We start from the raw sequence: 13769 nt of genomic DNA, 5'->3' as shown, positions 1-13769 counted from the left end.
TGGTCAGGCCAAAATCAACGAAAGATGGCCGCGGAGCACCCGCTCCGTTTCAACCCGCCATCAGCCCCCGGCCCCGCAGCAAGGCTTCGACCCCCGGCAGGCGGCCCCGGAAAGCGGTGTAAAGCTCTGCCGCATCGCGGCTGCCGCCTGTGGACAGGATATGCCGCTCCAGCGCCGCTGCCGTGTCCGGATCGAAGGCGCCGCCCGCTTCTTCAAAGGCCTCGAACGCGTCGGCGTCCATGACTTCGGACCACATGTAGCTGTAGTAACCGCTGGAATAGCCATCTCCCGAAAAGACATGCGCGAACTGCGGCGTGGCATGGCGCATGCGGATCGCGTCGGGCATGCCGATGTCCGCCAGAACCTCGGCCTGCCGCGCCATCGGGTCGGCGGGGGCGGACCCGTCATGAAACGAGAGGTCCACAAGGGCGGAAGCTACGTATTCCACCGTCTGGAACCCCATATCGAAGGTGGCCGCCGCCAGTACCTTGTCCAGCATCTCCTTGGGCATCGGTTCCCCGGTGCGGGCATGGATCGCGAATTTTCCCAGCACCTCCGGAACCTCCAGCCAGTGCTCATACAGCTGGCTCGGCAGTTCCACGAAGTCCCGCGCGACGGACGTGCCGCTGACGCTTTCATAGGTCACATCGGACAGCATCTGGTGCAGCGCATGGCCGAATTCATGAAACAGGGTGCGCGCGTCGTCGTAGGACAGCAACGCCGGGTCGGACTTGGCAAAGTTGCAGACATTGATCACCACAGGGCGCTGGTCCTTGGGGAACTTCGCCTGCCCGCGCATGGCCGAACACCAGGCGCCTGACCGCTTTGACCCGCGGGCAAAGTAATCTCCGATGAAAACCGCGACATGCACGCCATTGCGCGTCACATCCCAGGCCCGGCAATCCGCGTGATACAGCGGGACGTCCAGAGGCGCGAATTCCAGTCCGAACAGCCGGTTGGCACAGTCAAACGCCGCTTCGATCATCCGGTCGAGCTGGAAATACGGCTTCAATCCCGCCTCATCGAGGTCATGCTCCGCCGCGCGCCGTTTCTCAGCGTAGTAGCGCCAGTCCCAGGGGGCGAGATCGCCGTTCACCCCATCGGCATGCATCATGCCGGTCAGAACCTCTGCGTCGGCCTGCGCCTGTGCCTTGGCCGGCGCCCAGACCTCCATCAGCAGGCCGCGCACCGCTTCGGGCGTCTTGGCCATTTCAGTTTCCAGCTTGTAGGCCGCGAAGGTCTCATATCCCAGCAACTTGGCGCGTTCCTCGCGCAGGGCCAGGATCTCGGCCGCGATGGCGCGGTTGTCGGTCTCACCTCCACCAGCGCCCCGCGCCTCCCAGGCACGAAACGCCCGCTCGCGCAGATCGCGACGGGGCGAGAATTGCAGGAACGGCACGATCAGCGACCGCGACAGAGTGACCACGGGGCCGTCGGCGCCTTTTTCTTCGCCAGCGGCACGGGCGGCATCGACCACGAAATCCGGCAGCCCCGTCAGGTCATCCTCGGCCAGCTCCATGTACCAGCTGCGCTCATCGGCCAGCAGGTTCTGGGTAAACTGGGTGCCCAGCACCGCAAGCCGCCCCTTGATCTCCTTCATCCGGGCAGCTTCCTCTCCGTCGAGCGCCGCACCGGCCCGGACGAAACCGCGGTGGGTCAGCATCAGCACCCGCGCCTGTTCATCCGTCAGGTCCAGATCGTCACGCTTGTCCCATACCTCGGCCACGCGGGCGAACAGCGCCTTGTTCGCCGAAATCTCGGAAAAATGGGCGGCCAGCCTGGGCGAAAAGTCGCGCTGCAGCTTTTCCCGCGCCGGGGTGCTGTCGGCCCCGGCGACCGTAAAGAACACGCCCAGCACCTTGTCCAGCGCCCCGCCCGCAGCCTCCAGCGCCTCGACCGTGTTCGCGAAACCGGCGGGGTCGCCGTTCTGCGCGATTGCCTCGATTTCGGCGTTGTGGGCCGCCAGCGCCTGTTCCAGCGCGGGCGCGAAGTCATCGTCGGATATCCGGTCGAAGGGGGCGAGATCGAAGGGTGTGTGCCAGTCTTGCAGCAGCGGATTTGTCATGGGGAACTCCTTTGCCCCCAAGCTAGGTCGCGGCGCGGTCAGTTACAATGCGCCCGACATCACGCGGCGGCATCCGCACCGCAGGTGGGACAATCGGCCCGGCGCTGCACGGTGATGCTGCGGTTTTCGCCAAAGAGCGCATCGTAGATCAGCATCTGCCCCCGTGCCGGTGTGCCCGCCCCGGTGATCAGCTTGATCGCCTCGATCGCCATCATGGAACCGACGACACCGGGCAGCGGCCCGATCACCCCCGCCTCGGCGCAGGACGGCGCCAGATGCGGTGCGGGGGGCGCGTCGAAAATGCACCGGTAGCAGGGCGCGCCGCGCGCCGGGTCGAACACCGAAAGCTGACCTTCCCACTGGCTCAACGCGCCCGAGACCAGCGGCTTTCCGGCGCGCACGCATGCCGAATTCACCAGATAGCGGGTTTCGAAATTATCGCAGCCGTCCAGCACCAGGTCATAGTCCGCGACCAGTTCATCCGCGATCTCGGCGGTCAGGCGGCGATGATAGGGACGCAGAGTGACGAAAGGGTTCTGCGCCTCCACCGCCTGCTGGGCGGAGAACACCTTGGGCATCCCGATGGCGGAATCGCGGTGGATCACCTGGCGCTGGAGGTTGGCGTTCTCGACCGTGTCGTCGTCGATCACCCCGATGGTGCCGACACCGGCGGCGGCAAGGTATTGCAGGACCGGCGCGCCCAGACCGCCCGCGCCGATCACCAGGACGCGCGCATCCTTCATCGCCTTCTGACCCGCCCCGCCGACCTCGCGCAGGACGATGTGGCGGGCATAGCGATTGAGTTCGGTATCCGAGAACCCCCCGCCCCCCTGCGGTGGGTCGGGCTGCGACGCTTCGCTGTCCGCCCGCCGACGCAGTGCGCGGATGAGGCCGCGATACGACAGAAAAATCGCTACAGCCCCGCCCAACAGCAGCCAGGGGGCGGCGCTGCCGCCGGTGTTGATTACCAGCGGATGGGTTGCGGGAAAGGCCACCTGAATACCCAGCACCGCGACATAAAGCAGCCCCAGAAGGGTCAGCCGCACCTCACGCGGCGCACCGATCAGCCTGCCGCCGAACCAGATTGCCGCGGCCATGATCGCGACCAGCAGCATCAGTCGACCCCGGTGGACCCGAAACCACCGCTGCCCCGCGCGGTATCGTCCAGGTCGGCGGCATGAGTGAAAACCGCCTGCACCACCGGTGCGACCACCATCTGTGCGATCCGCATACCGTGAGTGACCTCGAACGCCTCGGTCCCGGCATTCAGCAGGATGACCCCGACAACCCCGCGATAATCAGCGTCGATGGTGCCCGGGCTGTTGGGCAAGGTCAGCCCGTGTTTCAGCGCGAGGCCTGAACGCGGCCTGATCTGCACCTCGAACCCCCGCGGGATTGCCATGTGCAACCCGGTGGAAATCAGCGCGCGGCCCGCCGGAGGCAGAGTGACCGGCCCGTCCGGCAAGTTGGCCCGCAAGTCCGCACCGGCGGCCTGTTCGGTTTCATAGGCTGGCAGGCCCAGCGCCTCGTCAGCGCCTTCGGCCCAGCGGAGGAGAATATTCACCATGTCCGCACCTACCCCAGTGCCTGCGCTATGCGGGCCGCCAGCTTGCGGGCAACCACATCCTTGCCCGCGCGGTCCCAGGTTTCAGCCCCCTCGTCCGAAATCAGGATCACCGCGTTTTCTGTTCCGCCCATGATACCAGTGGCGGGCGAGACGTCATTTGCGACGATCCAATCACAGCCCTTGCGCCTGCGTTTGGCGGTCGCGTTGTCGATCACGTCGTCGGTTTCGGCGGCGAACCCCACGACAAGACCGGGACGCCCCTGCTCCATCCGGCTGACAGTCTTCAGGATATCGGGATTTTCAGCAAAGGTCAGTTCAGGCAGCCCGTCCTTCGATTTTTTCAGCTTGCGGTCACTGGCCGAGCTGACCCGCCAATCAGCGACGGCAGCGGCAAAGACCGCAGCATCGGCGGGCAAGGCGGCCTGTACCGCATCAAGCATCTGCTGCGCCGTTTCAACGCGCACCACATTGACCCCTTGGGGCGGGGGCACATCGGCGGGGCCGGTGACGAAAACCACTTCAGCCCCCAGCGCCGCCAGCGCCTGGCCCAGCGCCGCCCCTTGCGCACCGGAGGATCGGTTCGCGATATAACGGACCGGGTCGATCGGTTCGTGCGTGGGACCGGAGGTGACAAGGATGCGTTTGCCCCTGAGCGGCCCGTCGGTCAGCCGCGCCGCTATCTCTGTCACGATCTCCATCGGTTCGGCCATGCGTCCGGGGCCGAACTCACCACAGGCCATGTCGCCGTCATTCGGCCCGACCGTGGCAATCCCGTCGGCCCGAAGTGTGGCCAGATTGCGCTGCGTGGCGGGATGCTGCCACATGCGCACGTTCATCGCCGGGGCCAGCAGGACGGGCGTATCGGTGGCCAGCAGCAGGGTAGAGGCAAGGTCATTTGCCAGCCCCTGCGCCATCTTGGCCATCAGGTCCGCCGTCGCCGGTGCCACGACCACCAGATCGGCCACCCGGCTAAGCTGGATATGCCCCATCTCGGCCTCATCGTTGAGATCGAAAAGATCCTGAAAAACGGTCTTTCCCGCCAGCGCAGACACCGAAAGAGGTGTGACGAACTGCGCCCCAGCCGCGGTGAGAACCGGCGTGACCTCAGCCCCGCGTTCGCGCAGGCGGCGGATCAGTTCCAGCGTTTTGAATGCGGCGATGCCGCCGCCGATGATCAGCAGAATATGTTTGCCTGCAAGCATATGTTCGCCCCCGCAAGATCGCATCTTGCCGGGGACCATATGCGGCGGGCTGTCGAAGTGCCAGCCCCTGCGCGTGCCTTGGGGCGGATCAGTTCAGGAAATGCAGGACCTCGCGCGACTGCCCTTCCAGTGACTTGCGCATCTTGACGAAAGCCGCCGCTTCAAGCTGGCGCACCCGCTCCTTGGACAGTTTCAACTCGTCGCCCAGGCTTTCCAGCGTGCGCGGCTGGTCGCGCAGCTTGCGCTCGCGGACGATGAACTGTTCGCGGTCGTTCAGCTCTTGCATCGCGGCCACCAGCCAGTTGCGGAGTTGCCTGGTGTCATGATCGTCCTCGACACGCTCGGCGGCCTGCATGCTGTCATCGACCAATGCGTCGATCCACTCGCGGCCCTCGTCCTCGGCGGATTGGGTGGCGTTCAGGGAATAGTCAGATCCGGACAGGCGGCCTTCCATCATCTCAACGTCATGCAGCGGCACACCGATCTCGGTCGAGATCATCTGCCGAAGCTGGTGGCGATCCAGCGCCTCTCCGGCGGCGGACGCCTCACGCTCAAGCCGTGCCTGAACCCGGCGCATGTTGAAGAACAAGGATTTCTGGGAAGACGTGGAACCGGTGCGCACCATCGACCAGTTGCGCATCACATGGTCCTGAATGGACGCCTTGATCCACCACACGGCATAGGTGGAAAAACGAACGCCTCGGTCGGGATCGAACTTGTCCGCCGCCTTCATCAGGCCCAGGCCGGCCTCCTGAACCAGATCATTCATCGGCGCGCCATAACGCCGGAACTTGCCCGCCATCGAAATCGCCAGACGCATGTAGGCGGTGATCAGCCGATGCAACGCCGCTTCATCGCGCTTGTCGCGCCATGCATAAGCCAGTTCAAGCTCCGTATCCGCATCGAGAAGTTCCGCTTTCATTGCGGTTCGCGTAAGGGAAAACTCCCTGGCCGTTTGCATCGTCATAATCAAATACCCCCTGAAATCTCAGCACGTCTTGAGACAAACCTTTGGGAAAGGTACGCATGACGCGGCGCATTGGTTCCGAGCGGGAGGAGAAAAATGTTGACGCAAACCGCACTTGTCCTAGGAGGAGCCGCGTCGGGGAAATCTGGCTGGGCCGAAGCAATGCTGGAAAAAGGCGGGCGTCCGATGGTTTACCTTGCCACCAGTCGGGTTTTCGATGACGAGGTGGCGCAAAAGGTCGCAATCCACAGGAAACGGCGCGATGCCCGGTGGCGCACCGTGGACGCCCCGCTCGACCTGGGGCCCGCGCTGGCCGATGTGACCGCGCAGGATCATGTTCTGATCGACTGCGCGACCATGTGGCTGACCAATCACATGATGGACGGAAATGATATTGCCGCTGCACAAGACGCGCTGCTGGCTGCGCTGCGCACCTGTGCCGCGCCCTGGGTCATCGTCTCGAACGAGGTCGGGCACGGGATCGTCCCCGACAATGCACTGGCCCGCCGCTTTCGCGAGGCACAGGGGCGTCTGAACATCCTGCTCGCGCAAGAGGCGGCGCTGGTGGTGCAGGTGACGGCGGGTCTGCCGCTGGCGCTCAAGGGGCAGTTGCCGTGACCACCTGGCACTGGATCAGGCACGGCCCAACGCACGAAAAGACGTTTGTCGGCTGGCGCGATGTTCCGGCCGACCTGTCTGACACGCCGCGCCTGACACGGCTGACCCGTTTCCTGCCGGACACCGCGTTGATCGTGTCTTCCGACCTGAGCCGGTCGATCACCACGGCAGACGCGCTTGAGACACAGGCCCGCCATCGCCTGCCACATCGGGACGACCTGCGGGAACTGCATTTTGGCGACTGGGACGGGAAACATTTCACCGAGATCGAAAAGACCCATCCGGAACTGTCCCGCGCCTATTGGGAAACCCCTGGCGACATAACCGCGCCCGGCGGGGAAAGCTGGAACGACGCCGCCGCGCGGGTCAACCGCGCCGTCGATACGCTGAACGCCAGCCATCCGGAAGCGCATATCATCGCCGTGGCGCATTTCGGCGTCATCCTGACACAGGTCCAGCGGGCGCTGGGGGTATCCGCGACACAGGCGATGGCCCACAAGATCGACAACCTGTCAGTGACCGAGGTGCATTGCCATCAGGGCACCTGGACGGTCCGGCGGATCAATCACCGCCCGTGATGGTCCACCGCACAATTCGGCGTTTGCCGGAAAGTTCGAAAGCAAGCTAACTGCGGTCATGACATATGACCTTTTCATCGGCGATCGCACCTTCTCCAGCTGGTCCCTCCGGGGATGGCTGATGCTGGAGAAATTCCACCTGCCGTATCAGACGCACATGGTCGGCCTTTACAGCGGCACCATGAGCGCGGATCTGGCCCCCCTGGCCCCTGCCACATTGGTCCCGGTGCTGCGCACACCCGAAGGAACCGTGGTGGGCGAGTCGCTGGCGATGGCCGAAACCCTGGCCGAGCGGCATCCCAACGCCGGCATGTGGCCCGCAGATCCCGCCGCACGGGCGACCGCACGCTGGCTTTGCGCCGCGATGACGTCGGGCTTCGGCGCGCTGCGCGGCAGCTGCCCGATGCAATTGCAGCACGTCAACAAGGGGTTCGCCGTGTCCGACGCCGTCCGCGCCGACCTCGACCGGCTGGAGACGCTCTGGACCCATGCCATGCGGAACGCGCCGGTTCGGGGGCAATGGCTGTTCGGGGCCTATTCGCTTGCCGATGTGTTTTATGCGCCGGTGGCGGCCCGTATCGTCGGATACGATTTGCCCGTCTCCGACGCCGCGCGCCGCTATTGCGAGACGGCAATCGACGACCCCGCATTCCGGGCCTGGCGTGCCGAGGGATTGAAGACGACCTATGACCCGTTCCCCTACGACATGGGCACGGACACTGCACCCTGGCCGGGCGACGATCCGCGTTAACCATTCTTAAACCAACCTTGCCTAACCCTTAACCAGGGATTCGAAAGGGGAAAGATGGTTTCGCGCGCCTACACTGTCGCGTTCCAAGGTGTGGAAGCGCGGATGGTCGAGGTGCAATGTGCCGTCACCGCAGGTCTGCCCGCGTTTTCCATCGTGGGCTTGCCGGACAAGGCCGTGTCCGAGGCACGCGACCGGGTGCGCACGGCTCTGACCTCCATGGCCATCGCGTTGCCCTCCAAGCGGATCACCGTCAACCTCAGCCCCGCGGATCTGCCCAAGGAGGGCAGCCATTTCGACCTGCCCATCGCCCTGTCGCTGCTGGCGGCGCTGGACATCCTGCCCGACGACATCGTGCAGGATGTCGTGGCCTTGGGCGAATTGTCGCTGGACGGCACGCTGGTTCCAGTGGTGGGGGCGCTGCCCGCGGCGATGGCCGCGGCAGAGCAGGATCGCAGCCTGCTCTGCCCCGCCGGGTCGGGGGCAGAGGCAGCCTGGGTCGGCAAGACACAGGTGATCGCCGCAGCCACGCTGGGCGACGTTGTGCGCCACTACACCGGGCAGGCCCCGCTCTCTCCCGCCGAACCGGGCGAAGTGTCCGATCTGCCCCAGGGCCGCGACCTGCGCGAGGTCAAAGGTCAGGAACGCGCCAAGCGCGCCCTGGAAATCGCAGCAGCGGGACGTCATCACCTGATGTTGGTGGGCACCCCCGGGTCGGGCAAGAGCATGCTGGCCGCGCGTCTCCCCTCGATCCTGCCGCCCCTGACCCCGGCGGAGGCGCTCGATACCTCGATGATCCATTCCCTCGCCGGTCTGCTGGACGAGGGTGGAATATCGCGCGCACGACCGTTTCGTGAACCGCATCACACCGCCTCCATGGCGGCGATCATCGGCGGCGGGCGGCAGGCGCGCCCCGGCGAGGTATCGCTGGCCCACAATGGCGTGCTGTTCATGGATGAATTCCCCGAATTCCCCCGCACCGTGCTGGAGACGTTGCGCCAGCCCATCGAGACCGGCGAAGTGATGATCGCGCGGGTGAATGCGCATGTGAAATATCCCTGCCGCTTCATGCTGGTGGCTGCGGCCAACCCCTGCAAATGCGGCTACCTCAGTGACCCGGCCCGCGCCTGCGCCCGGGTGCCTCAATGTGGCGAAGATTACATGGGCCGCATCTCTGGCCCGTTGATGGACCGGTTCGACCTGCGCGTCGATGTGCCGCCTGTCGCCTTCAGCGACCTCGACCTGCCCAGCAATGGCGAAAGCTCGGCCGAGGTAGCCGCCCGCGTCGCCGCCGCCCGCGCCCTTCAGACCGAAAGGTTCAGAGATCACGCGGGCATGCTGGTCAATGCCGACGCCGAAGGCGAAATGCTGGAGCAGATCGCCACCCCGGACACCGAAGCCCGTGCACTGCTGACCAGGGTCGCCGAACGGTTCCACCTGTCGGCGCGCGGCTATCACAGGGTGATCCGGGTCGCCCGCACCATCGCAGACCTCGATGGGTCTGAAACCGTACGCAAACCGCATATCGCCGAAGCTGTCAGCTTTCGGCTGCCGTCTCCAGCCGTTGCCTGATCCAGACCGACACGTCCCGCAGGGAGTGCCGCGCCTCAGGCAGGCTGTTGTGAAATATGGGCCAGACATGCGGCAGGTCGTGCGCCTCGGTCAAACTGACGTCGACGCCCTGCGCGCGCAGATGCGCAGCCATCCGGTGCGAATCGTCGCGCAGGATCTCGGTGTCGCCCACCGTCAGCCAGACCGGCGCGGCCCCGGCGAAATCGGCGAACAGCGGGCTGACCGCCGGGTCGTCGGCCCGGCGGCCAGCGAGATACATGTCAGCAAGTTCTGCGGCGCGGCTCGCCACAAGGATCGCTTCGGCCCGCGCGTTCTGGCGAAAGCTGTCGCCTGAATACGTCAGGTCGGTGAGCGGGGAAAAACAGAAAACTCCGGCGGGGCGGGCCGCCCCTTCCTGCAACAGCTGTGACAGCAGGCCCAGCGCCAGCGTCCCGCCCGCACTATCGCCGCCCAGCACCACACGGGCCGGATCGACACCGGCGGCGATCAGCCCGTCCCAGGCGGCGCGAACGTCGTCGGCGGCGGCGGGAAAGGGGGATTCGGGCGCGAGCCGATATCGCGGCAGAACCGCGCGTGTTCCCGACAGGGCCGCGATCCGCCCCAGCATCGCCGCATGGGTGCCGGGGCTGCCAAAGACGAAAGCGCCGCCATGGATATACAGGATGACGGCGTCCGACGCCAGATCACGCGGCACCACTTCCAGCGCCTCGACACGACGCTCTCCGGCCTGAAGGATCTGCCAGTTTTGTCGGGTGCCGCGGGGCGCGCGAAAGAAGAGGCGTGCCTGGCGTTCCAGGTTGCCGCGCATCTGCTCCGGCGCACTGCTCCGCGCCAGACGCGGCTTCTCCACCAGTCTCAGGTAGGCGTTGAGGACCGGGCGCAGCAGGCTCATGCGCGGCGCGCCTCGATCGCCTCCCAGATCTTGCCGGCGATGTTTACGCCGTCGAACCGCTCCAGCTCCTGAATGCCGGTGGGCGACGTCACATTGATCTCTGTCAGATAATCGCCGATCACGTCGATGCCGACGAAAATCTGGCCTTTCTCCTTGAGCAGCGGGCCGATGGCCGCGCAGATCTCGCGGTCGCGATCAGTCAGGCCGACCTTTTCCGGGCGACCGCCCACATGCATGTTCGACCGGGTCTCGCCTTCGGCAGGAACCCGGTTGATCGCGCCCGCGGCCTCCCCGTCAACGAGGATCACACGTTTGTCGCCCTTGGAAACCGCAGGCAGAAATTTCTGTACGATCAAGGGCTCGCGTGAGAATCCGGTAAACAATTCGTGCAGCGACGTCAGGTTTCGGTCGTTTTCATCCAGACGGAACACCCCCGCACCGCCATTGCCGTAGAGCGGCTTCAGGATGATGTCGCCATGCCTGGCCTTGAACGCCTTGATGGTTTCCAGGTCTCTGGCAATCGTGGTGGGCGGCGTGAGATGGGGAAAATCCAGCACAAGCAGTTTCTCAGGGTAATTGCGCACCCAGAAAGGATCATTGACTACCAGTGTCGTGCCTTTCAGCCGGTCCAGCAGGTGCGTGGTGGTGATGTAATGCATGTCGAACGGCGGGTCCTGGCGCAGCCAGACCACGTCGAATTCCGCAAGGTCGACTTCGCGGCGGGGCCCGAAATGGGCGTGATCGCCCTGTACCCGCTGCACGGTGAAGTCATGCCCCCGCGCGGTGATCCTTCCCTCCTCGTAGGCCAGATCATCAGGCCCGTAAAAGAAAAGGTCATGCCCGCGCGCCTGCGCTTCTTCGGCAAGGCGGAAGCTGCTGTCCGCGTTGATGTTCACATCCCCGATCGGATCCATTTGAAAGGCAATTTTCATCGGTCAATCCCTGCTGCTTGCCTCTTAGATGGCGCAGCGGGACGGCGGGCGCAATGGGTCAGCCGTGACCAAAGGCGTTTTCGATGATCCGCATCTGTCCCTGCGAATCGACCAGTGCGACGTCGAATCGCGTTTCGGTCAGTGTGCCCGCAGGCTCTGATCCAAGGAATTCTTCGGCTGCCAGATAGATGCGCTGCATCTGCCGGGCAGACAGGCTGCACGCGGCCCGGTCGAAATCACGCGCTTGCTTGACTTCGACAAAGATCAACCCGTCACCATCGCGCAGGATCAGATCAATCTCCCCGCCCTTGCCGCGCCACCGCCTGCGTGCCAAGGCAAAACCGCGCCTTTCGTAGTCCTGCGCAATCCGATTTTCCGCCGCGACCCCAGCCTGGTAAGCCATCGCGCCCCTGTAGGTTCTGGCAGATCCGGTCACGTTTCATCCTTTCCCATCGCCAGGGCAGCCTGATACACCTTGCGCCGCGGCAATCCATGCGCCTGCGATACCAAATCGACCGCATCTCGCATCGACATTTCCGACAATGCGCCGCTCAACTCCGTTTCTAGGTCAATTTCATTAACAGTTTCTGAACGACCCCGATCCACCAGAACCACGATCTCGCCCTTGGGCGGAGACCCGGCATATCGCTCGGCCAATGTGCCCAATGGCGCGCGCTGAATTTCTTCGAACTTCTTGGTCAATTCCCGGCAGACAGCCGCCTCTCTATAGGCGCCAAGCACCTCGGCCGCGTCGCGCAGCATGGCACCCAGCCGTTTCGGGGATTCGTAGAATACCAGCGTGCCGGGTATCTCGCGCAGGGTGTCCATCGCGGCCTTGCGGGCGGTGGCGGCATTGGGCAGGAAACCCGCGAAGAAGAACGCATCGGTCGGCAAGCCGCCCAGCGCCAAAGCGGTGGGCAGCGCCGAAGGGCCGGGCGCGCAGGTCATGGGCAGGCCTGCCTTCGCGACCGCCCGCGCCAGTTCGAACCCCGGATCGGCGATCAACGGCATCCCCGCTTCGGACGCATAGGCCACAGCGCGGCCCGCCCTGATGTCTTCCAGCAGCTTTTCGGTCACGCCTGCACCGCTGTGATCGTGCATCGCCACGATCCGGCGATTGTTCAAAGGCACGCCGTGGATGTCCATCAGACGGCGCAGGCTGCGGGTGTCTTCCGCCGCCAGTACATCGGCGCTGGCCAGCACATCCAGCGCCCGCAGGGTGATGTCGCGGGCCGTGCCGATGGGCACCCCGACAAAGTACAAACCCGCCGACAAGGGGGTTTTGTCATAATTCACGCTGGACCCGCCTTTCCCACACTCTATGATCCCGCAGGACACACACCGGCGTCGCGACGCCGCCAGATCACCCGGGGAGTGAGTTCGACATGATTGCTTTTTTCGATGCAGGCCGCAAGAAGTTGCGGCTGCTGTTTCTGCCGCTTTTTGCCTTGATCCTGGCCGCATGCGAGCCGATCGCAATGGGCGGCATCGCCGGTAACAGCGGCCCGAGGATCGATACCAGCGCCCCGATCCCCGTTGCCCTGCTGGTGCCGCGCGGCGGTTCGGCCGGCGACAACCTGCTGGCGCAGAATCTTGAAAACGCGGCACGGCTGGCCATTCGCGACCTTGACGGTGTGCAGGTGGACTTGCGGGTCTACGGCACCGCGGGCAATGCCGGCACGGCAGCGAGCGTGGCCGCTCAGGCCGTGAACGAAGGCGCCAAGATCATTCTCGGGCCGGTCTATGCCGAATCCGCCAATGCGGCGGGTGTCGCCGTCGCCTCCCAGGGGGTCAATGTTCTGTCGTTCTCCAACAACCCGACCATTGCGGGGGGCAACGTCTTTGTCCTGGGGCCGACCTTTGATACCACCGCCAACCGCCTTGTGGGCTATGCCAAGCGGACCGGTAAGGACCGCATCGTGGTCGTCAGTGGACAGGATGTCGCCGGACAGCTGGGCCGCACCGCCATCGAACAGGCAATTGCGGCGAATGGCGCGACACTTGCGGGCAGCGTCGACTACGCGTTGAGCCAGGAATCCGTCATCGCCTCCATTCCGCGGGTCAAGGCGGCGGTGGAAGGCGGCAATGCCAACGCCGTGTTCCTGACCACCTCCTCCGCCAGCGCCCTGCCCTTGTTCGCGCAACTGCTGCCCGAGGCGGGAATACAGGGCCCCGCCACGCAGTACATCGGCCTGACCCGCTGGGACATTCCGCCTGCCACGCTGGCGCTGCCCGGCGTCCAGGGCGGATGGTTCGCGCTGCCCGATCCGGGCGCCTCCGGTGTCTTCCGGCAGAAATACAGCGCGGCCTACCAGTCCGACCCGCACCCGCTTGCCGGTCTCGCCTTCGACGGGATCGCGGCGGTTGGCGCACTGGCCAAAAGCGGCAAATCCTCTGCCCTTTCAGCGGCATCGCTGACCCAGGGGGCAGGGTTCCGCGGCGCCAGCGGCATCTTCCGCCTGAACCGGAACGGCACCAATGAGCGCGGCCTCGCGGTGGCGACAATTCGCAACAAGCAGGTCGTCATCATCGACGCGGCACCCCAGGCCTTCGGCGGCGCAGGCTTCTGACGCCGAAGTGACCGTTTCACTCGCAAAATCATCCTCAGGCGCGGACACCGATCCGCGC

Annotated in this window: 14 protein-coding genes; 5 read left to right on the top strand and 9 right to left on the bottom strand. The window is 65.0% G+C overall.

Annotated features, from left to right (window positions below):
- Positions 1–49: 49 nt before the first annotated feature.
- The 5 genes from FIU94_RS07340 to FIU94_RS07320 form a co-directional block, all read right to left on the bottom strand.
- The gene (locus FIU94_RS07340) at positions 50–2065 is read right to left on the bottom strand and encodes a M3 family metallopeptidase (RefSeq protein ID WP_152465159.1); all 2016 of its coding nucleotides are present in this window, start codon (positions 2063–2065) and stop codon (positions 50–52) included.
- A 59-nt stretch (positions 2066–2124) separates the two neighbouring features.
- Positions 2125–3180, bottom strand: a complete 1056-nt coding sequence (locus FIU94_RS07335) for a molybdopterin-synthase adenylyltransferase MoeB (RefSeq protein ID WP_152465158.1) — start codon at positions 3178–3180, stop codon at positions 2125–2127.
- Positions 3180–3632: a dUTP diphosphatase gene (gene dut, locus FIU94_RS07330; RefSeq protein WP_152465157.1), complete on the bottom strand. Its 453-nt coding sequence runs from the start codon at positions 3630–3632 to the stop codon at positions 3180–3182. Before dut ends, FIU94_RS07335 begins: the two co-directional genes overlap by 1 nt.
- A gap of 8 nt (positions 3633–3640) precedes the next feature.
- Entirely contained in the window at positions 3641–4834 is a 1194-nt protein-coding gene (coaBC, locus tag FIU94_RS07325) for a bifunctional phosphopantothenoylcysteine decarboxylase/phosphopantothenate--cysteine ligase CoaBC (protein WP_152465156.1), read from the bottom strand.
- Between the two features lie 88 nt (positions 4835–4922).
- Positions 4923–5801 (bottom strand): RNA polymerase factor sigma-32, encoded by an 879-nt coding sequence (locus tag FIU94_RS07320; RefSeq protein ID WP_152465155.1) that lies wholly within the window; start codon positions 5799–5801, stop codon positions 4923–4925.
- 96 nt (positions 5802–5897) lie between these two features.
- Between FIU94_RS07320 and cobU the strand changes: the two genes are divergently transcribed.
- The 4 genes from cobU to FIU94_RS07300 are packed head-to-tail and all read left to right on the top strand — an operon-like array spanning position 5898 to position 9317.
- Positions 5898–6419 (top strand): bifunctional adenosylcobinamide kinase/adenosylcobinamide-phosphate guanylyltransferase, encoded by a 522-nt coding sequence (cobU, locus tag FIU94_RS07315; protein ID WP_152465154.1) that lies wholly within the window; start codon positions 5898–5900, stop codon positions 6417–6419.
- A complete protein-coding gene (locus FIU94_RS07310) occupies positions 6416–6997 on the top strand; it encodes a histidine phosphatase family protein (RefSeq protein WP_152465153.1) in 582 nt (193 codons plus the stop codon). The genes cobU and FIU94_RS07310 overlap by 4 nt, the downstream gene beginning before the upstream one ends.
- A gap of 58 nt (positions 6998–7055) precedes the next feature.
- Positions 7056–7748, top strand: a complete 693-nt coding sequence (locus FIU94_RS07305) for a glutathione S-transferase (protein ID WP_152465152.1) — start codon at positions 7056–7058, stop codon at positions 7746–7748.
- Between the two features lie 54 nt (positions 7749–7802).
- Positions 7803–9317: a YifB family Mg chelatase-like AAA ATPase gene (locus tag FIU94_RS07300; protein WP_152465151.1), complete on the top strand. Its 1515-nt coding sequence runs from the start codon at positions 7803–7805 to the stop codon at positions 9315–9317.
- Here the strand turns inward: FIU94_RS07300 and FIU94_RS07295 are convergent.
- The 4 genes from FIU94_RS07295 to rsmI are packed head-to-tail and all read right to left on the bottom strand — an operon-like array spanning position 9283 to position 12437.
- Positions 9283–10209 carry an alpha/beta hydrolase gene (locus FIU94_RS07295; RefSeq protein ID WP_152465150.1) on the bottom strand — a complete coding sequence of 309 codons (927 nt, stop codon included), beginning with the start codon at positions 10207–10209 and terminating at the stop codon, positions 9283–9285. The two genes, FIU94_RS07300 and FIU94_RS07295, sit on opposite strands and share 35 nt — an antisense overlap.
- Complete coding sequence (gene gshB / locus FIU94_RS07290; RefSeq protein ID WP_152465149.1) at positions 10206–11141, bottom strand: glutathione synthase; 936 nt, start codon at positions 11139–11141, stop codon at positions 10206–10208. Before gshB ends, FIU94_RS07295 begins: the two co-directional genes overlap by 4 nt.
- Before the next feature lie 58 nt (positions 11142–11199).
- A complete protein-coding gene (locus FIU94_RS07285) occupies positions 11200–11544 on the bottom strand; it encodes a YraN family protein (protein ID WP_152465148.1) in 345 nt (114 codons plus the stop codon).
- A 29-nt stretch (positions 11545–11573) separates the two neighbouring features.
- Positions 11574–12437: a 16S rRNA (cytidine(1402)-2'-O)-methyltransferase gene (rsmI, locus tag FIU94_RS07280; protein WP_152465147.1), complete on the bottom strand. Its 864-nt coding sequence runs from the start codon at positions 12435–12437 to the stop codon at positions 11574–11576.
- Positions 12438–12526: 89 nt separating this feature from the next.
- Between rsmI and FIU94_RS07275 the strand changes: the two genes are divergently transcribed.
- On the top strand, positions 12527–13711 hold the full coding sequence (locus FIU94_RS07275) for a penicillin-binding protein activator (protein ID WP_152465146.1): 1185 nt from the start codon (positions 12527–12529) through the stop codon (positions 13709–13711).
- Positions 13712–13769 lie beyond the last annotated feature (58 nt).

It is taken from the genome of Sulfitobacter sp. THAF37 (genome assembly GCF_009363555.1).
In the GTDB taxonomy this organism is placed as follows: Bacteria; Pseudomonadota; Alphaproteobacteria; order Rhodobacterales; family Rhodobacteraceae; genus Sulfitobacter.
The sequence above is the reverse complement of the archived record's forward strand: the minus strand, read 5'-3'. Positions and strand labels throughout refer to the sequence as shown.